We start from the raw sequence: 17,357 nt of genomic DNA, 5'->3' as shown, positions 1-17,357 counted from the left end.
GACGAGTGAGGCGTAGGATCGGCGATCGTGTCAGTCGCCGACCGCCCGGGTCGACGCGAAAGGAACGCACCCATGGCTTTGGAGAACGCCATCCAGGCTCCCGACTTCGACCTGCCGAACCAGTTCGGCGAGCGAGTCCGGTTGAGCGACTTCCGGGGCGTCAAGCCCGTCGCGCTGGTGTTCTTCCCCCTGGCGTTCAGCAGCACCTGCACGAAAGAGCTCTGCACCCTCCGCGACAACCTCGCGATGTTCCAGGACCACCGCGTCGAGTTGCTCGTCGTCTCCGTCGACTCCAAGGCCACGCTGCGCGCCTTCGCCGAGGAGAAGGGCTACGACTTCACCCTGCTGGCGGACTTCTGGCCGCACGGCGAGGTCTCGAAGGAGTACGGCGTCTTCCTCGAGAACAAGGGTTTCGCGACCCGCACCACCTTCCTGATCGACGTCGACGGGGTGATCCGCGAACACTTCGGCACGGAGCCCGGCCAGGAGCGCTCGCTCGCCGACTACCGCGCCGCGCTCGACCTCCTCGTCCCCGTCTCGGCCTGACGGCCGCGATCACGACCGCAGGAGGCGCGGGTCCGTTCGTCCACCCGCTAACCTGTAGTCGCTCGCCCGGCTCGTCCCGGTGCGAGGGCCTTTAGCTCAGTTGGTAGAGCGCCACGTTTACACCGTGGATGTCATCGGTTCGAGCCCGGTAGGGCCCACCTCACGAACGGTGGTCGGGCGACCACGGTTCTCCTCGGTCGCACGGCCCGGCGGGACACGGACGCCGTGTCGGGTCGCGCCTGCGGGCGTCGACGTCGGCGCGTGGCTGGCGACGGTCCGACAGCAGCACCCGGAGGAGAAAGCAAGCCCCTTGTCGCCGCGCAGTCGGTGACGTAGGACTGCCTCGTGGCGATTCCCGTCGAGGAGGGTGACCAGGTGAGCGATCAGCAGGACGACGACGCCGGATCGACGCGGGGGATGCGCGCCGTCTTCTGGCTGTGGATGGGCGTGATCGTCGCGGGACTCGTCGTGATGATCGCCGTCCCGTTGACGGCTCGGTGACGAGGATGCGTCGAGCCATCCGAGACCAGGGGCTCAGCACGGCCTTCCTCGTGATCTTCGTCGCCGCTCTCGTGGGCCAGTCGTTCGCCGGGCTCGCCGCCACCAACGAGGAACTCGCGGTGCACGGTCTTCCGCCCGTCGCCTACTGGGACTTCGTGTCGTCGTCGAGTTTCCTGGTGGACGTGGCCGAGAACTGGCAGTCCGAGTTCTTGCAGTTCTTCTTGTTCATCGCGGCGACGATCTGGCTGGTGCAACGCGGGTCGCCCGAGTCGAAGCGACCGGGGGACGAGGGCGTCGGCAGCGACGAGGCACAATCGGTCGGAGACCACGCGCGGCCGGGGTCGCCCGCGTGGTCGCGCCGGGGCGGATGGGCATCCATCGTGTACTCGAACTCGCTCCTGTTGGTGATGGGCGCCCTCTTCGTGTCGTCCTGGCTCGCACAGTCCCTCGGTGGGACCGTGGTCGCGAACGAGGAGAACGCGGAACACGGCGCACCACCGGAGACCTGGCTCCAGTACGTCACGTCCCCGGATTTCTGGAACAGGACCCTGCAGAACTGGCAGTCGGAGTTCCTGGCGGTCGGAGCGATGATCGTGTTCTCGATCTTCCTCCGCCAGCGTGGCTCGAGTGAGTCCAAGCCCGTCGGGGCACCGCACGGGAGAAGCGCGGAGGAGTCCGCCTGAGCACGAGGTCGTCCTTCCGTCCTGCGGGCCGCGGACGCCGCCGGCAGGACGATGCCCCCGGGGCGGCCGTCCGCGGCCGCCCCGACCGGGACCGGGGTCAGCGGCGAGCGGCGCCGCGGCGACCCGAGACGGCGACCCAGACGACCAGCACGACGATCGCGCCGATGATCGAGCCGATGATGCCGGCGGGCTGGAAGAACCCGTCCGTGGGGTCGTGCTGGAACAGCAGGAAGCCGAGGAACCCTCCGACGAACGAACCGATGATGCCCAGCAGGATCGTCATGGCGATCGAGAGGCTCTGGCGACCCGGGACGACCGCGCGGGCGATGAACCCTGCGATGAGGCCGACGACGAGCAAGCTGATGATGAGACCGATCATGGTGTTCTCCTTCCGGGAGAGATGGGCGACCGGCACCGTCGGTGCCGTGGTGTCGCAGGACCCAGCAGACCACCCCTGGAGGTGTGGCGGCACACCCCTCGGGGTGGGATGGTGTCCTCATGCCCCTCGCTCCGACCCGGTCGATCACCGTCGCACTCGTCGACGACTACGACGTCGTGCTCGCCGGTCTCGCCCACATGTTCGACCGCTACCGCGACCGGGTCGTCGTCGCCGAGATCGACGCCACGACGTCGCTGTCCGACCGGGTCGACGTCGTCCTCTACGACTCGTTCGCCCAGCCGGAGTCCGACCATCACGAGCTCGCCGAGCTGGTCGCCAACCCGGCGGCCGGCAAGGTCGTCGTCTACACCTGGAACTTCCACCCCGAGCTCGTCGAGTCGGCTCTGGCGCAGGGCGTGCACGGGTACCTGTCGAAGACCCTCGGTGCCCGCGAGCTGGTCGAGGCGCTCGAGGCGGTCCACCGGGGCGAGCGGGTCGTCAGCGAGGTGCGGGGGCGGGCGCCGAGTGCACCGGGCCTCGACTGGCCCGGCCGCCGCGAGGGCATCACCGACCGCGAGTCCGAGATCCTGGCCCTCATCACCCAGGGGAAGAGCAACGCCGAGGTCGCGGCACTGACCTACCTCAGTCCGAACACGGTCAAGTCGTACATCCGGTCGGTCTACCGGCGGATCGGCGCGACCAGTCGGACGCAGGCGGTGCTGTGGGGCGTCCAGAACGGCTTCCGGCCGGACCACCATCGGATCGACCACTGGCTCGGCGGCCCCTAGGAGGCGCTGCTGCGCCGTCGACGGACGCGCGCTTCAGTGCGCCAGGGGTTCGCCGTCCCACGAGAGGGCGACCCAGCCGGCCTCGGTCGAGCCCTCGAGGACGACCGACCCCGTGTTGCGGAGTCCGTGGGTGCGACTGAACGCGGCGTCGAGGTTGCGGGCGGTGTCGGCCGCCCAGACGCAGATGGCGGCTTCGTGCGAGACGAGCACCGCGGTCGAGTCGGCCGGTGTCGACGCCACGATCCGATCGACCGCTCCGCGGAACCGGGCCGTGAACTCGGTGCCGCTCTCGCCACCGGGGATGCGCGCCTCCGGGTCGGTCCACCACTGCTGCATGGTGCCGGCGTACCGGGGCAGGGCCTCGGCGTAGGGCAGACCCTCCAGGTCGCCGGCGTCGATCTCGTGGGCACCCTCGACCTCGTGGTGGGGGAGGCCGAGACCCTCGGCGACGATCGCGGCGGTCTCACCGGCCCGGCGCAGGCGCGAGGAGTGCACGGCGACGATCGCTTCGCCCGCCAGAGCCGTCCCGAGGTCGGCGGCCTGTTCGCGGCCGAGCGGGGACAGCGGCGGGCCCGGGGGGCGCGAGCCGATGGTGCGGGCGACGTTGTCGGCGGTCTCGCCGTGGCGGATCAGGAGGAGGCGCATCGTGGCTTTCGGTCGGGGCGGAGCGTCCATCGTGTCACGGCGCCCGCGGCTCCTAGCGCGCGGTGCGATCCGCCAGCACGGCCCGGGCCGCCATCCCGATCACCGCGCTGTAGGTGGGGTAGGCGAAGCGCACCTCCGCCAGGGTGGCGACGTCGACACCGCCGGCCATGGCGGTGGTGACCGCCTGGACCACCTCGACGGCGTTCTCACCGACGGCATGGGCACCGAGCACGAGCTCACGACGGCGGTCGGCGATCAGCTTGAGGAACCCCGTCTCGCGGTCGTCGATCACGGCCCGGTCCACGGTCGAGTACGGGATCGTGACGACCACGCACGACTCGTCCGCCTCGCGGGCCTCGTCCTCGGTGAGGCCGACGCCGGCGTAGTCCGGGTCGGTGAACCCACCGGCGGGCAGGAGGTGGTGCGGCGTGCGGCGGTTGGCGCCGAGGACGGCGTTCTCGGCGGCGGCCTCCCCCTCGAACTGGGCGGCCTGGACGAGCATGTCGCGGCCGTTGGCGTCGCCCACGGCGAAGACGTGCGGGACGACGGTCCGGAAGTACCGGTCGACGGGGACGGACGAGCGCTCCACCTCGATCCCGGCGTTCTCCAGGCCGAGGTCCTCGACGTCCGCCGGCCACCCCGTCGCCATGACGACCACGTCGAAGTCGGCCCGGGCGTGCGCGTCGTCCTGCCGCCAGGTCAGGGTGATCGAGCCGTCGTCGGCTCGGGCGAGGCTCTCGACGCCGTCGATCCCGGTGCGCACGTCGATGCCCTGCTCGGTGAACGCGACGGAGACCGCCTCCGAGATCGACGCGTCCGACGTCGTCAGCACCCGCGGGGCGACGTCGAGGAGCGTCACGTCGCTGCCGAACGCGTCGAACACCGTCACGAGTTGTGCGCCCGTGTTGCCCGCGCCGATCACGGCCACCCGGTGGGGGAGGGACGGCAGGTCGAGGACGTGCTCGGGCACCGTCGCCAACTCGCCGCCCGGGATCGGCAGTCGGCGCGAGTGGCCGCCGACGCAGATCAGGATCGACGCCGCCGAGATCGTGCGCCCGCTGTCGAGGACGAGGGTCGAGTCGTCGACGAACCGGGCCCTGCCCTCGTGGACCAGCTCGACGCCCGCGGCCTCGAACCGCTCGGGCTCCCGCTTGATCGACCGCACCGCGTCGACGCGCTCCCGGACGCGCGCGACGGTCGTCGCCCAGTCGATGGTCGGGGGAGCGACGCCGACGCCGTAGACGTCCGCGTGCCGGGTCTCGCGGATCAGCCGGGCCGTCTTCGCCAGCACCCTGGTGGGCACGCATCCGGTGTTCACGCAGGTGCCTCCCTCGCGCCCTGCCTCCAGGACGACGACGCGGGCCCCGAGTTCGGCTGCGCGCAGGGCCGCCGCGGTGCCCGCCGGACCGGCGCCGATGACGGCCACGTCGTAGTCCTTCTCCGAGATGCCCATGTGCTGCCTGCCCCTTCGTCGCGTCGGTCGTCAGGACGAACTCAACCAGGTGGCCATGGGCGGACGCCCGTGCAGGCGAGTCGAGGCGGAGGAGCAGACCGGTCCGTCCCGACTCGCTAGCATGACCACGTGACCATCGACCTGAAGACGACCCGGCCCGACGGCACGCCCCGCACGGTGCCGCTCACGGACGACGACGTCGCTCGGGGTCGGGTGCTCGTCCGGTGGATGCGCGTGGCCCTCGTCGTCGGCATCGTCCTCTCGCTCGGCCTGGTCGTCTTCGTCTGGACCCAGGTCCCGGTCTGGACGACCACCCCGTACCGGCGACACGGCGTCGAACACTCCTTGCCGACCTTCGCGCTGTTGCTCTTCCCCGGCCTCGGGGTCGGGATGCTCGCGTCGACCCTGCGGAAGTCGAGTGCCTACGTCCCGCCCCGCGAGAGGACGTTCCTGCTGGTCGCGATGCCGATCTTCGTCGTCTTCATCGTGGGTGCGACGGCCTACCTCGCGTCCACGTACCTGGCAGCGGGGGCGTCGTCCTGATCGGTCGATCGATCGCTCACCGGCCCGCGACGATCTCGTCGGCGTTGTCGAGGATCCAGTCCATGAGCGGCACGAGGCGGGCGGCCAGGTCGGTGCCGCGCTCGGTCAGCGAGTAGTCGACCCGCGGCGGGATCGTCGGCTGGGCGGCGCGATGGACGATGCCGTCGGCCTCGAGGGTCTTCAGGGTCGAGGCGAGCATCTTCTCGCTGACGCCCTCGATCTCGCGTCGCAACTCGCCCCACCGCATCGGCCCGCGTTCGAGCGCCAGCAGGATCAGCACTCCCCACCGACTCGTCACGTGGGTCAGCACCACGCGGCTCGGGCACTCCGCCGGGAAACGACCCGAGGGTGCAGGGCGGGCAGGGTTCACTAATCCGACGTCCACGTCAGTAGCTTACGAAAAGGTGCGTACCTGCAGATGGGAAGTCCCGGTGGATCGTCGTCGTTGTCCCGGGCACGCAACCGAAAGGAACACCATGTCCACGATCGTCACCGCCGCCTCCGGTCAGCTCGGCCGCCTCGTCGTCGAGGCCCTCCTCGCCCGCGGCGCAGCCCCCGAAAGCGTCGTCGCCACGTCGCGCGACGTCTCGAAGCTGGCCGACCTCGCCGAGCGCGGCGTCCGCACCGCCGAGCTCGACTACACCCGACCCGACACGATCGCGGCCGTCATCGGCGCGGGCGACGTCGTCGTCCTCATCTCGAGCGACGCGGTGGGCCAGCGGGTCCCGCAGCACGCCGCCGTGATCGACGCCGCGAAAGCCGCCGGTGCCGCCCGCATCGTCTACACGAGCGTCCTCGCGGCCTCGACCTCGCCCCTGATCCTCGCGCCCGAGCACACGGCGACCGAGGAGCACCTCGCCGCCTCCGGGGTGCCCACGACGCTGCTGCGCAACGGCTGGTACACCGAGAACTACGTCGGCGAGATCGCCACCGCCCGCGAGTCGGGCGTCGTCTCGGCGAGCGTGGGCGACGGTCGCGTCGCCAGCGCCAGCCGACGCGACTACGCCGAGGCCGCCGCCGCCGCGGCCCTCGACGAGTCGACCGCCGGTCGCACCTTCGAGCTGTCCGGCGACCACGCCTGGGACTTCGACGAGTTCGCCGAGGCGCTCACGACCGTCACGGGCCGACCCGTCCGCTACGAGTCGCTCACGCCCGAGCAGCACGCCGAGCGCCTGCGCGGCTTCGGCCTGGACGAGGGCACGGCCGGCTTCGTCGTCGCGCTCGACGGGAACATCCGCGACGGGCTGCTTGCCGACACGAGCGGCGACCTCGCCCGCCTGATCGGTCGTCCGACGACCCCGCTCGTCGAGGCCCTCACCGCCGCCACCGCGTAGTCCCGCCGAGACGCCGGGGCGGCAGCCCGCAGGAGGCGCGGTTCCGGTCGTCCGGGCACCGCGCCTCCTCGTCGGCCCCTCCCCGGCGCCGAGCGGCCGGCGTCCGGCGTCGACGGTGGCTCCCGGTGTCTAGGCTCGACGCATGGCCACCCTCGTCCTCGTCCGACACGGACGCACCACCGCCAACGCGAGCGGCGTGCTCGCCGGACGGACGGCCGGCGTCCGGCTCGACGACGTCGGACGCGAGCAGGCGCGGCGGACCGCCGACCGGCTCGCCGTCGTGCCGCTCGTCGGCGTCGTGTCGAGTCCTCTCGAACGCTGCCGTCAGACGTCCCGGGCGATCCTCGACCGTCAGACCGGGACGCCGGCGACGCCCGTCGAGCGGGGCATCACCGAATGCGACTACGGCGACTGGCAGGGTCGGCCGCTCAAGGACCTGGCGGGCGAGGCCCTCTGGTCCGTCGTGCAGAACCAGCCGTCCGCCGCGGTCTTCCCGGGCGGCGAGTCGCTGCAGACCATGCAGTCCCGGGCGGTCGCCGCGGTCCGCCGGCACGACGCCGCGTTCGAGGCCGAACACGGTCCGGGCGCCGTGTGGGTCGCCGTCAGTCACGGTGACATCATCAAGTCGATCCTCGCCGACGCCTACGGCATGCACCTCGACCTGTTCCAGCGCATCAGCGTCGGCCCGGCCTCGGTGTCGATCGTGCGCTACGGGCCGAACCGACCCGACGTCGTCGCGACGAACACGGACTCGGGCGACCTCTCGTGGCTGCGGCAGGCGGCTCCCGCCGCCGACGCCGCCGTCGGGGGAGGCGCGGGTCCGGCGGGCGGCGACGCCGCCGGCGACGAGCCTGCCGCGACCTGAGCGTCGGCGGCGGGGCGCTCGTAGACTCGCGGCATGCCCTCCATCGTCCACACCTTCGACTGGCCGGATCGGGTCGTCGTCGGGACCATCGGCCGTCCCGGCTCCCGCGCGTTCTACCTCCAGGCCCGTGACGGGGCGCGGGTCACGAGCGTCGGCCTCGAGAAGATGCAGTCGGCCGCCCTCGCCGAGAAGATCGACGAGATCCTCGACCAGGTGATGGCCGCCGACGGCAACCCGGTCAGCGTGCCCACCGGCATCCCGGTCGAGCTCGTCGACAACGAGCCGCTCGACCAACCCGTCGAACCCGAGTTCCGGGCCGGGGCGCTCAGCCTCGGCTGGGATCCGTCCACCGCCCAGGTCGTCATCGAGGCGTTCCCGCTCGTCGAGGTGGCGGACGACGCCGACGTCGACGAGGCCGAGCTCGAGCCGGACGAGGTCCTGGTCGTCCGCATCCCCGTCGGCACGGCGAGGGCGTTCGCGGCTCGGACCCTCGAGATCGTCGGGGCCGGTCGGCCCCTCTGCCCCTTCTGTGGCCAACCGATCGACCCCGAGGGCCACGTCTGCATCCTGTCCGGCGAGGCCTGATGTCCTCGGCGTCGACCGAGGACCCGCCGGCCGACGTGCCCGACGCGGTTCCGTCCGACGACGTCGAGCTCGAGCTCACCGGTCGCATCCGCACGGCGTCCAATGCGTCCTTCCTGGCCCGCCTCGGTGACGTGTCGGTCATCTACAAGCCCGTCGCCGGAGAACGGCCGCTCTGGGACTTCCCGGACGGGAGGCTCGCCGACCGTGAGGTCGCGGCCTACCTCGTCTCCGAGGCCATGGGCTGGGACGTCGTGCCGCGCACCTGGCTCCGTGACGGTCCGCTCGGCGAAGGCATGGTCCAGCTCTGGCAGGACGTCGACCCGGAGCAGGACGCGGTGGACCTCGTGCCGGCCGACGACCTGCCCGACGACGGATGGCGTCTTGTCCTCGAGGGGGACGGCGACGACGGACCGGTCGCCCTGATCCACGAGGACACCGAGGCGCTCCGACGCATGGCCGTGTTCGACGTCGTGGTCAACAACGCCGACCGCAAGGGCGCCCACGTGCTCGCGCTGCCCGACGGGCGGCGGCACGGCGTCGACCACGGACTCACCTTCCACGCCGAGCACAAACTGCGCACCGTGCTCTGGGGCTGGATCGGCGATCCGCTCACCATCGACGAACTCGCCGGGGTCGAGCGCGTCCGGGCCGGTCTGTCCGGTGGCCTGGGGACGGCCCTCGCGCCGCTCGTGACGTCGGACGAACTCGAGGCGCTCGACGACCGCTGCGCGCGCCTCCTCGCGTCGCCCGTCTTCCCCGAGCCGCACGGTCCTATGCCGGCGGTTCCGTGGCCCGTGTTCTGACGTACGACCCGACGACGGCCGCTCCGAGGTCGTCCAGGTCGGGGGCGGTCACCGTGCCGTCGACCCGCCGCGCCATCCCGTCGACGAAGCGGGCGAGCCCCGGATCGTCGCCGAGCCGGAAGAACGTCGTGTGCGCGCCCAGGCGGCGGGCGACGTCGAGTTGCTCCACGGCGCGCAGGATCGTCACGGGGTGCGGCGGGTAGTCGAAGAAGACCTCGCCGCCGGGCTCGAGGTGGGAGGTCGGCTCACCGTCGGTGACGATCAGCAGCACGGGCTGCGCGGTCGGGTGCTTGCGGAAGTGCCGGTTCGCCAGCAGAAGGGCGTGGTGAAGGTTCGTACCCTTGTCCCACTTCGCGTCGAGGGCGACGAGCTGCTCGATCGGCATGACCTCGGCGTGCCGGCCGAACCCGATCAGCTGCAGGTCGTCGCCGCGGAAGCGCGACGTGATCAGGGTGTGCAGGGCGAGGGCCGTGCGCTTCATCGGCACCCAGCGGTCTTCCATCGCCATCGAGAACGACGTGTCGACGAGCAGGGCGACGCAGGCCTGCGTCCGGGCGTCGGTCTCGTGCACCTCGACGTCGCCGATCTCGATCCGCACCCCGCCGTCGGTCCGGCCGCCCCCCGCGGCGGTCCGCGTGACCGCGTTCGTGATCGTCCGGGTGACGTCCCACGGCTCGGTGTCGCCGAAGGCCCATTCACGACTCGCGCCGGAGCGGTCGCCGAGGCCTCCCGCGGACCGCAACTCGCGCCTCCCCGCTCGTCCCGACATCTTCGCCGCGACGTCGCGCAGCAGGTTCTTGCCGAGCTGCCTCATGGCCCGGGGCGTCAGGGCCAGCGTGCCGTCGGCCCGACGACGGAGGGCACCCGAGTCGCGGAGGGCCTTCTCGAGCCGCCGCAGGGCCGCGGCGTCGACGGCGGCCTGCTCGCCCAGTTGGCGGCGCAGGGCGTCGAGGTCGACGTCGTCGAGCGACGATCCGTGCGACTGCTGGGCGAGCTGTTCCGCGAGCGCGTCGAGGTCGGCGAGGTCCTGGAAGACCCCCGTTCCGTCCCCGAGCCCGAGGCCCTGTTCGCCGTCCATGCCCTCGGAGCCGCTCCAGTCCTGCCCTGGTCGGAGCGCACGCAGGGTGCCGTCGAGCCGTTCGAGGGACTGCATCAGGTCGGGGGAGCCGAAGGCCTGCTGGGCCAGGGCGTCCAGCTCGGCCCGTTGCTCGGCCGTCATCGAGTTGCGGAGGCGCTGGGCGGCGGCCGCACGAGCGGCCAGGGCGTCGATCAACTCGTCGACGTCGCCCGGCTGCTCGGGGAACGACGCCCCGTGCTTCGCCATGAAGTCGTCGAACTGCTCCGGGGTGTCGTCACCACGGGCGTGGGCGTCGAGCAGGTCGTCGAGGTCGCGCAGCATCTCGGCCACGGCCTCGCGGTCGGCGTCCGAGGCGTTCTCGAGGGCGGTCTTCATCCCCGCGAAGCGCTGGTCGAGCATCTCGCGACCGAGCAGGTCCTTGATCTCGTCGTAGGCGTCCCGGGCCTCCCGGCTCTGCCAGCGGTAGTCCGACAGCTCGGCGACGGCGCCGGCCGGGGACGGCGGCAGGCTGTCGAGCTGGAGCTGCGCCAGGGCGCGGTCGCCGTCGTCGAGGTCGACGTCGCGGGCGAGCTGGGCGCGTTCGGCCATGAGGGCCCGGTCGAGCAGCTCGCGGACCTCGTGCAGCGTGCCGTCGAGGTGGTGGTCCCGGGTCAGGGCCCGCCGACGTTCGGCGACCTGCCGGGCCAGGTCGTCGAGACCGGTCCGGTCGCGACCACCGCGCCGGAGGAACTCACGGAGCGCCGCCTCGGCGCTCGTGCCCGCCATGACGTCCCGTCCGACGGCGTCGAGTGCTTCGGAGAGATCGGCAGGAGGCGCGAGCGGGTCGGGCCCGTCGGCGTACCTCTGGTAGCGCGCGGCCCGGTTCAACCGCCGGTTCGCCCTAGCCACGTCGCACGTCAGAACCCGTAGGCCGCTTCACCGTCGCCGCTCTCCTTGCTCACGCGGCGGGCCAGGAACAGGCCCTCGAGCGCCAGCTCGATCGCCCCGGCGCGCCCGCCGTCGGTCGTCGCGCCGAGCCGTTCGGCGACGCGGTCGTAGAGGTCGTCCTCACCGAGCGCGGGCAAGCCGGCCAGGAAGTCCCGGGCGGTGACCTGCTCACCGGTCGTCACCATGACGCCCGACTCGAGGGCGTCGACGAGCCCGTCGAAGTCGAGCCCGCGGAAGTGGGCACGGACGGTCTCGGCGGTGGACGTCCGCAGCAGGTGCTCGAGGACCTCCTCGGCACGGTCCTCTTCTCCGGACTCGAACTCGATCTTGCCGCCGAGCACGTCGACGGCCGTCTCGAGGTCGATCGGTCGTGCCACGGCCTCGTCCTCACCCTGTCGGGTCGCGCGGTGCAGGGCGGCGGCCGCGATGGTCTCGGCTCCGGCGATCGCGAAGCGGGCGCTGACGCCGCTGCGCTGGTCCACCGAGGGGGACTCGCGGAGCGCGCGCGTGAAGCGCGCCAGGATCTCGACGAGGTGGTCCGGCACCTCGGCGACGAGGTCGGCCTCCTGACGGACGACCGCGACCTCGTCGGCGAGCTCGGTCGGGTAGTGCGTCCGGATCTCGGCACCGAAGCGGTCCTTGAGGGGGGTGATGATCCTCCCGCGGTTGGTGTAGTCCTCGGGGTTGGCGCTGGCCACGACGAGCACGTCGAGCGGCAGTCTCAGGACGTAACCGCGGATCTGGATGTCGCGCTCCTCCATCACGTTGAGCATCGCCACCTGGATGCGCTCGGCGAGGTCGGGCAACTCGTTGACCGCGACGATGCCGCGGTGGCCCCGGGGGATGAGTCCGAAGTGGATCGTCTCGGGATCGCCGAGGCTGCGTCCCTCGGCCACCCGCATCGGATCGACGTCGCCGATCAGGTCGGCGACGCTCGTGTCGGGAGTCGCCAGCTTCTCGACGTAGCGCTCGTCGCGTCCCTGCCAGGCGACGGGCAGGTCGTCGCCGAGCTCGGCGGCGCGACGGCGGCTCTCGCTCGTGATCGGCTCGAACGGGTGCTCGCCCAGCTCGGACCCCTCGATGACGGGGGACCACTCGTCGAGCAGACCGGCGAGGGTCCTGAGCAGGCGGGTCTTGCCCTGACCGCGCTCGCCCAGCAGGACGATGTCGTGGCCCGCGATCAAGGCCCGTTCCAGCTGCGGGATGACCGTGGACCGGAAGCCGTGGAGTCCCGGCCAGGGATCACGTCCCTCGCGCAGGGCGTCGAGCAGGTTGTCTCGGATCTCGGTGCGGAGGGGCTTGGGGACGTGCCCCGAGCGCCTGAGTTCGCCGACGGTTCTCGCGGAGGGAGGCATCACCCCGGTGACGCTACGCTCCCGACCCGGACCTCGCGAGGGGCGCCTCCTGCGAGCTTGCCGAGACGTCACGATTCGACGACATCCGTCGCGCGACGGTGGTCGCCTCCCGTCGGAGCCGGTTGACTGGCCGACATGGCTGCCGACGACGACACCCTCCGGACACCCGACCTCACGACCCCCGTCTCGACGAAGAGATGGCGCGTCATCGGCCCGGGGCTGGTGGTCGCGGCCACCGGCATCGGGGCGGGTGACCTCGTCGCCACCCTCGTCGCGGGCTCCCGCTTCGGCTACGCCCTCGCCTGGACCGTGGTCGTGGGCGTCGTCGTCAAGATCGCCCTCGTCGAGGGTGCCGGGCGCTGGTCGCTGGCCACGGGGCGGTCGATCTTCGAGGGGTGGCGATCGCTCGGGCGCTGGACGAGCGTGTACTTCGGCGTCTACGTCGTCGTCTGGGGCTTCGTCTACGGGGCCGCCGCGATGAGCTCGACCGCGCTGCCGTTGCAGGCGCTCTTCCCGGGGGTCGACCTCAAGGTGTTCGCGATCGGCGCCGGCGTGCTCGGCGGCGTCATGGTGTGGTTCGGCAAGTACTCGTTCTTCGAGAAGGTCATCGCCTTCTTCGTCGGCCTCATGTTCGTCACGGTGGTCGGCTCGGCGATCGTCACCTTGCCGAACCTCGGCGAACTCGCGGCCGGTCTCGTGCCGACCATCCCCGAGAACGGGCTGGTCGTCGCGCTCAGCGTCACCGGCGGGGTCGGCGGCACCATCACGCTCGCCGCCTACGGCTACTGGTTGCGCGAGAAGGGCTGGCACAGTCCGGGCTGGATGAAGGTCATGCGACTCGACAACGGCGTCGCCTACGTCGTGAGCGGCGTCTTCGTCCTCGCGATGCTCGTGGTCGGGGCCGAGCTCCTGTACTCCGGCGGCATCGCGTTGGCCGACGGAGAAGGGGGGCTGGTCCAGCTCGCGGCCGTCCTCGGCGAGCGCTACGGCACCTTCATGACCTGGTTCTTCCTGATCGGGTTCTTCGCGACCTCGTTCTCGTCGATCCTCGGCGTGTGGAACGGCGTGTCGCTCATGTTCGCCGACTTCGTGGGCACCCTTCGCGGTCTCGACGCGGACGACCCCCGACGCCGCATCGGCGGCCTCTACTACCGGGTCTTCGTCGTCTGGCTCACGGTTCCTCCGATGGCGATCCTCTTCCTGGACCGGCCGATCGGCTTGATCGTGCTCTACGGCGTGCTCGGGGCGCTCTTCATGCCGTTCCTGGCGATCACCCTGCTCTGGCTGCTGAACTCGTCACGCACGCCGGCCGAGTGGCGCAGCCGGTGGGTGAGCAACTCGCTCATGGCGATCTGCGCCGTGCTCTTCGTCGTGCTGGGTGCGCAGCAGCTCGTGACCGAGGTCGGCAAGCTGTTCGCCTGACCCGCGCGTCGGCAACTCCTGGTCCGTGCGGCGGTACGTGCCGCCCGCGGGGCGGTCAGGCCGGTCTCGCCCCGGGAGGCAGGAATTGCCGACGTCACGGGTCAGGCGCACGCGGGCCGGTGGCGGACGGTGGCGCGGGGCGGACGGTGGCGCGGGGCGGTCAGTGGCCTGCGGCGCGGGCGGCGGCCTCGACGCGGTCGTGGTGTCGTCGCCATCCGTCGGCATCGCGGTCCGGCACGTTCGGGTCGGCGGGGCCGTTGCCGAGGCCGCCGTCGATCAACTCGCGGACGACGTCGGCGTGGCCGGCGTGCCGGGCGGTCTCGACGGTCAGGTGCACGAGGATCTGGTGCAGCGTGACGGCACGGCGGTCGGGTCCCCACCAGGGGACGTCGCCGGGCGCGTCGAGCGGCAACGCCCGGACGGTCTCGTCGGCGTGGGCGTTCGACCGCTGCAGGAGGTCGACGACGAAGCCGCGGCTCTCGTCCGGAGTCGCCCACAGGTCGGCCTCGGGTTCGCTCTCGTCGGTCAACCACGGCGTCTCGATGCCGCTCGGTCGCCCGAAGACGTCGCCGAGGTAGCCGAGCTGCACGGTGGCGACGTGCTTGACCAGCCCGAGCAGGTTGGTGCCGCTCGGCACCAGCGGGCGACGGACGTCGTACTCCGACAGTCCGTCGAGCTTGCGCACCAGGTCGTCGCGCGAACGGGTCAGGTACCGGCTGAGGTGTTCCTTCTGGTCCATGCCGACACTCTGCCCCTCAGGGCGTCGACCGTCCACCGGCCGACCGCCCCTGGCCGGGCAGCCCGGAGACGGCGGACCTACTGCACCGCCGCCGTGAGGCGCGCGACGTTGTCGAGCACCTGCAGGGGAGCGGGCCTCGTCAGCCAACTCGCCAGGGTGATCTCGTGCGACTTCGCGCGGTAGTCCGCCTCGACCTCGCGGACCTGGTCGACGAAGCCCGCTCCGCGCACCATGAGCGACACCTCGAAGTTGAGGCTGAACGACCGCATGTCCATGTTGCTCGAGCCGATCACCGCCACGTCGTCGTCCACCGTGAAGTGCTTCGAGTGCAGGACGATCGGCTTCTCGTAGAGGAAGATCCGCACCCCCGCCCGCAGCAGCGTCTCGTAGTACGAGCGTTGCGCGTGGTAGACGAGGAACTGGTCGGCGACCTCGCAGGCGAAGAGTTGCACGTCCACCCCGCGCTCCGCCGCGGTGGTGATGGCGTAGAGCATCGACTCGTCGGGCACGAAGTAGGGGCTCGCGATGATGAGGCGTTCCTGCGCGCCGTAGACCAGGGCGTTGAACAACCGCAGGTTGTTCTCCCCGTCGAACCCGGGTCCGCTCGGCACGACCTGGCACTCGTAGGCGTCGTCGCCCCCGCGTCGTTCGACGGGCGGCTCGGCCCCGGCGTCCGTGGGCAACTCGTCCGTCTCGCTGTACCAGTCGGTGATGAAGAGCGCGTTGAGGCCGATCGCGGCGGGACCGTCGAGCCGCACCATGAGGTCCTTCCACTGCAGGCCGCGTCGGATGTTGCCGTGCTTGTTGTAGCTGGGGTCGGTCATGTTCTGCGAGCCGGTGAACGCCACGTCGCCGTCGACGACGACGATCTTGCGGTGGTTGCGCAGGTCGGGTCGGCGCCACATGCCCTTCGTGGGGTGGAACGGCAGCATCTCCTCGAAACGGATGCCGGAATCGCGGAGCCAGGTGCGCGTCACCCGGCCCTGGGGGTTGCGGATCGTGGCCCAGTGGTCGTAGAGCACCCGCACCTTCACGCCACGGTCGTGGGCACGCTTGAGCGCGTCGAAGAAGAGGAAGGTCGACTCGTCGCGCGTGAAGATGTAGAACTCGACGTGCACGTATCGTTCGGCCGCGTCGACGGCCTCGGTCATGGCCGCGATCGATCCGGCGTAGTCCGGCAGCAGCCGCGTCGTGTTGCCGGGGATGAGGGGCATGGCACCGAGCGTGCGGTTCAGCTGGACGACCGTCCCGAACCACGGAGGCTGGGTGTCGGTCGGCACGCGGTTGTCGAGACCTTGCGTGTTCTCGAGGATGAGCGAGTTGATCTCGCGCTGTTTGTCCCGCCGGTCCTTCGGCAGCTTGGTGCTGCCGAGGAGACCGTAGAGGACGCTGCCCGGGATGGGGGCGACGAAGATCGCCAGCAGCCACGCCATGGCCGAACTCGGTCGCCGGTTGCGCGGCACGACCGCCACCGACACGATCCTGATGAGGATGTCGACCACCAGGATCACGGTGGGGAAAGCCTTGAGGAGCTTGCGCCAGGTCATCCGCCGATCATCGCAGGTCGACGGCGGACGGGGCCGCCCCGTTCGTGTCGCCGGTTCGACCCCGCCGCGCAGGTCAGCGCCCGCTGCCCGCCAGGCTGGCCGATTCACCCTCGGGCGCGGTCGCGAGGTAGCAGGTGACCTCGCGGTCGCCGGTGGCCCAGGTGTCCTCGGTCGGCGTGAACCAGCCGTAGTCGAGGGCCGAGTCCTCCCAGGCGGACCCGACGTAGTCGTCGAAGACCTCGAAGCACGCGTCGTCGCCGAGCTGCCCGACCTCGTCGTCGCCGGGGAACGCCTCGTCGTCCAGGACCGGTTCGGCGAACACCTCGAAGTGGTGCACCTCGCCGCAGGCGGTCACGTCGACGAACGTCTGGTACTCGTCGTCGATCCCCTCCGTCATGTCGAAGCAGTCCCCGGTGGTGAGCTCGCTCACGAGCTCGGAACCGGTCTCGATCACGCCTCCCTCGCCCCCGTTCGCCTGGTAGAGGGCGAAGCAGATCCCGCCGAAGGCGAGGACGCCCACCGCACCCAGCACGCCGAGGAGCACGCCCCGCCGTCGCCTCGGTGCCGGGGCACCCGCGACGGCACCGGACGCGAACGCCTGCGGTGCGGGCCAGGCCGTGCCCAGACGGGACGCGGGCGGGACCAGGGCGGCCCACCGTCGCACCATGGCCGAGGCCGCGTCGAGCACCACGGACGTCTCCTCGCCCACCCCGACGCCGAGGGGGTCCCGGCGCCGCTGCTCGAGGGGCGTGGGCCCCGAGGCGTCGATGCGCAGGGGCACCGCGAACCAGTGCGATCCGTCGTGCCCCAGGTCGACGAACTCGGTGGCGCCGAGCCGGACGCGCAGCATCTCGGGGTGGCCGGCTCCCGGGACCCCGACGGCGCCGGCGGGGTAGTCGCTCGGCAGGACGCGCATCTCGAGCGGTCCGAACCGCTGCACGAGTCCTTCGGCCACGACGGACACGGGGGTCGCGTCCGAGGCCCCCTCGGTCGTCGTCCGGTCGTCTGGTCGGTCCACGAGTTCCCCCTGCTGCTGCGCGAGCCGCGCCCCGTGGCGGCCGTCGAGGGATGTTACCGGCACGCGGCCCGGCCACAGCAGCCCCCGTCGGCGGGCCAGGGGACGGGCGTGCCACGGGGCGTGAGCCGGGGGCGCGGCCGCACCGC

The 17,357-nt window shown here is 71.5% G+C and carries 19 protein-coding genes and 1 tRNA gene; 11 read left to right on the top strand and 9 right to left on the bottom strand.

The features are described 5' to 3' along the window. Positions 1–72 precede the first annotated feature (72 nt). The 4 genes from ACIOSR_RS01720 (at position 73) to ACIOSR_RS01705 (ending at position 1,730) form a co-directional block, all read left to right on the top strand. On the top strand, positions 73–546 hold the full coding sequence (locus ACIOSR_RS01720) for a peroxiredoxin (protein WP_056045573.1): 474 nt from the start codon (positions 73–75) through the stop codon (positions 544–546). A gap of 85 nt (positions 547–631) precedes the next feature. After that, positions 632–704 (top strand) — tRNA-Val (locus ACIOSR_RS01715). Positions 705–921: 217 nt separating this feature from the next. Next, positions 922–1,047 (top strand): hypothetical protein, encoded by a 126-nt coding sequence (locus ACIOSR_RS01710; RefSeq protein ID WP_274604854.1) that lies wholly within the window; start codon positions 922–924, stop codon positions 1,045–1,047. 5 nt (positions 1,048–1,052) lie between these two features. Beyond that, entirely contained in the window at positions 1,053–1,730 is a 678-nt protein-coding gene (locus ACIOSR_RS01705) for a DUF6766 family protein (RefSeq protein WP_402751691.1), read from the top strand. Positions 1,731–1,827: 97 nt separating this feature from the next. Here ACIOSR_RS01705 and ACIOSR_RS01700 read toward each other — a convergent pair whose 3' ends face one another. Beyond that, the gene (locus ACIOSR_RS01700) at positions 1,828–2,109 is read right to left on the bottom strand and encodes a GlsB/YeaQ/YmgE family stress response membrane protein (RefSeq protein ID WP_123570784.1); all 282 of its coding nucleotides are present in this window, start codon (positions 2,107–2,109) and stop codon (positions 1,828–1,830) included. Positions 2,110–2,228: 119 nt separating this feature from the next. On the opposite strand from ACIOSR_RS01700, the gene ACIOSR_RS01695 reads away from it, so the two are divergent. Continuing rightward, positions 2,229–2,897, top strand: coding sequence for a DNA-binding response regulator (locus tag ACIOSR_RS01695; RefSeq protein WP_043592622.1), 669 nt, complete (start codon positions 2,229–2,231; stop codon positions 2,895–2,897). A gap of 33 nt (positions 2,898–2,930) precedes the next feature. Here ACIOSR_RS01695 and ACIOSR_RS01690 read toward each other — a convergent pair whose 3' ends face one another. Beyond that, a complete protein-coding gene (locus ACIOSR_RS01690; protein ID WP_402751690.1) occupies positions 2,931–3,542 on the bottom strand; it encodes a histidine phosphatase family protein in 612 nt (203 codons plus the stop codon). A gap of 52 nt (positions 3,543–3,594) precedes the next feature. After that, entirely contained in the window at positions 3,595–4,995 is a 1,401-nt protein-coding gene (locus ACIOSR_RS01685) for an NAD(P)/FAD-dependent oxidoreductase (RefSeq protein WP_173150923.1), read from the bottom strand. A gap of 129 nt (positions 4,996–5,124) precedes the next feature. On the opposite strand from ACIOSR_RS01685, the gene ACIOSR_RS01680 reads away from it, so the two are divergent. Beyond that, positions 5,125–5,538: a hypothetical protein gene (locus ACIOSR_RS01680; RefSeq protein ID WP_200412985.1), complete on the top strand. Its 414-nt coding sequence runs from the start codon at positions 5,125–5,127 to the stop codon at positions 5,536–5,538. Between the two features lie 16 nt (positions 5,539–5,554). Here ACIOSR_RS01680 and ACIOSR_RS01675 read toward each other — a convergent pair whose 3' ends face one another. Then, positions 5,555–5,923: a winged helix-turn-helix transcriptional regulator gene (locus tag ACIOSR_RS01675; RefSeq protein ID WP_192123554.1), complete on the bottom strand. Its 369-nt coding sequence runs from the start codon at positions 5,921–5,923 to the stop codon at positions 5,555–5,557. Between the two features lie 91 nt (positions 5,924–6,014). Between ACIOSR_RS01675 and ACIOSR_RS01670 the strand changes: the two genes are divergently transcribed. The 4 genes from ACIOSR_RS01670 (at position 6,015) to ACIOSR_RS01655 (ending at position 9,125) form a co-directional block, all read left to right on the top strand. After that, the gene (locus ACIOSR_RS01670) at positions 6,015–6,872 is read left to right on the top strand and encodes an NAD(P)H-binding protein (protein WP_402751689.1); all 858 of its coding nucleotides are present in this window, start codon (positions 6,015–6,017) and stop codon (positions 6,870–6,872) included. Between the two features lie 142 nt (positions 6,873–7,014). Beyond that, positions 7,015–7,737 (top strand): histidine phosphatase family protein, encoded by a 723-nt coding sequence (locus ACIOSR_RS01665; RefSeq protein ID WP_173150920.1) that lies wholly within the window; start codon positions 7,015–7,017, stop codon positions 7,735–7,737. A 33-nt stretch (positions 7,738–7,770) separates the two neighbouring features. Then, complete coding sequence (locus tag ACIOSR_RS01660; RefSeq protein WP_402751688.1) at positions 7,771–8,322, top strand: DUF3090 domain-containing protein; 552 nt, start codon at positions 7,771–7,773, stop codon at positions 8,320–8,322. Next, positions 8,322–9,125, top strand: a complete 804-nt coding sequence (locus ACIOSR_RS01655; protein ID WP_402751687.1) for an SCO1664 family protein — start codon at positions 8,322–8,324, stop codon at positions 9,123–9,125. The genes ACIOSR_RS01660 and ACIOSR_RS01655 overlap by 1 nt, the downstream gene beginning before the upstream one ends. On the opposite strand, the gene ACIOSR_RS01650 is transcribed toward ACIOSR_RS01655, so the two are convergent. Together ACIOSR_RS01650 and ACIOSR_RS01645 are read right to left on the bottom strand one after the other, a co-directional pair. Further along, positions 9,094–11,091: a VWA domain-containing protein gene (locus ACIOSR_RS01650; protein ID WP_402751686.1), complete on the bottom strand. Its 1,998-nt coding sequence runs from the start codon at positions 11,089–11,091 to the stop codon at positions 9,094–9,096. The genes ACIOSR_RS01655 and ACIOSR_RS01650 overlap by 32 nt on opposite strands. Before the next feature lie 8 nt (positions 11,092–11,099). Then, positions 11,100–12,485, bottom strand: coding sequence for a magnesium chelatase (locus ACIOSR_RS01645; RefSeq protein ID WP_402751685.1), 1,386 nt, complete (start codon positions 12,483–12,485; stop codon positions 11,100–11,102). A gap of 135 nt (positions 12,486–12,620) precedes the next feature. On the opposite strand from ACIOSR_RS01645, the gene ACIOSR_RS01640 reads away from it, so the two are divergent. Next, positions 12,621–13,907, top strand: coding sequence for an Nramp family divalent metal transporter (locus ACIOSR_RS01640; protein ID WP_402751684.1), 1,287 nt, complete (start codon positions 12,621–12,623; stop codon positions 13,905–13,907). Between the two features lie 160 nt (positions 13,908–14,067). Here ACIOSR_RS01640 and ACIOSR_RS01635 read toward each other — a convergent pair whose 3' ends face one another. The 3 genes from ACIOSR_RS01635 to ACIOSR_RS01625 all read right to left on the bottom strand — a co-directional run bounded on the left by ACIOSR_RS01635 (position 14,068) and on the right by ACIOSR_RS01625 (position 17,211). After that, entirely contained in the window at positions 14,068–14,646 is a 579-nt protein-coding gene (locus ACIOSR_RS01635; RefSeq protein WP_173150915.1) for a DinB family protein, read from the bottom strand. Positions 14,647–14,723: 77 nt separating this feature from the next. Further along, entirely contained in the window at positions 14,724–16,193 is a 1,470-nt protein-coding gene (gene cls, locus ACIOSR_RS01630) for a cardiolipin synthase (protein WP_402751683.1), read from the bottom strand. A gap of 73 nt (positions 16,194–16,266) precedes the next feature. Next, on the bottom strand, positions 16,267–17,211 hold the full coding sequence (locus ACIOSR_RS01625; RefSeq protein ID WP_173150914.1) for a septum formation family protein: 945 nt from the start codon (positions 17,209–17,211) through the stop codon (positions 16,267–16,269). Positions 17,212–17,357: the final 146 nt, after the last annotated feature.

This window comes from Frigoribacterium sp. NPDC087798 (assembly GCF_044742985.1).
Lineage (GTDB): Bacteria > Actinomycetota > Actinomycetes > Actinomycetales > Microbacteriaceae > Frigoribacterium.
This window is presented reverse-complemented; position numbering and strand designations above follow the sequence as displayed.

Coding starts and splice junctions, on each gene's coding strand:
- ACIOSR_RS01705 (WP_402751691.1), top strand. CDS start 1,053: ATGCGTCGAGCCATCCGAGACCAGGGGCTCAGCACGGCCTTCCTCGTG.
- cls (WP_402751683.1), bottom strand. CDS start 16,193: ATGACCTGGCGCAAGCTCCTCAAGGCTTTCCCCACCGTGATCCTGGTG.
- ACIOSR_RS01640 (WP_402751684.1), top strand. CDS start 12,621: ATGGCTGCCGACGACGACACCCTCCGGACACCCGACCTCACGACCCCC.
- ACIOSR_RS01685 (WP_173150923.1), bottom strand. CDS start 4,995: ATGGGCATCTCGGAGAAGGACTACGACGTGGCCGTCATCGGCGCCGGT.
- ACIOSR_RS01635 (WP_173150915.1), bottom strand. CDS start 14,646: ATGGACCAGAAGGAACACCTCAGCCGGTACCTGACCCGTTCGCGCGAC.
- ACIOSR_RS01655 (WP_402751687.1), top strand. CDS start 8,322: ATGTCCTCGGCGTCGACCGAGGACCCGCCGGCCGACGTGCCCGACGCG.
- ACIOSR_RS01690 (WP_402751690.1), bottom strand. CDS start 3,542: ATGCGCCTCCTCCTGATCCGCCACGGCGAGACCGCCGACAACGTCGCC.
- ACIOSR_RS01695 (WP_043592622.1), top strand. CDS start 2,229: ATGCCCCTCGCTCCGACCCGGTCGATCACCGTCGCACTCGTCGACGAC.
- ACIOSR_RS01665 (WP_173150920.1), top strand. CDS start 7,015: ATGGCCACCCTCGTCCTCGTCCGACACGGACGCACCACCGCCAACGCG.
- ACIOSR_RS01660 (WP_402751688.1), top strand. CDS start 7,771: ATGCCCTCCATCGTCCACACCTTCGACTGGCCGGATCGGGTCGTCGTC.
- ACIOSR_RS01670 (WP_402751689.1), top strand. CDS start 6,015: ATGTCCACGATCGTCACCGCCGCCTCCGGTCAGCTCGGCCGCCTCGTC.
- ACIOSR_RS01720 (WP_056045573.1), top strand. CDS start 73: ATGGCTTTGGAGAACGCCATCCAGGCTCCCGACTTCGACCTGCCGAAC.
- ACIOSR_RS01645 (WP_402751685.1), bottom strand. CDS start 12,485: ATGCCTCCCTCCGCGAGAACCGTCGGCGAACTCAGGCGCTCGGGGCAC.
- ACIOSR_RS01700 (WP_123570784.1), bottom strand. CDS start 2,109: ATGATCGGTCTCATCATCAGCTTGCTCGTCGTCGGCCTCATCGCAGGG.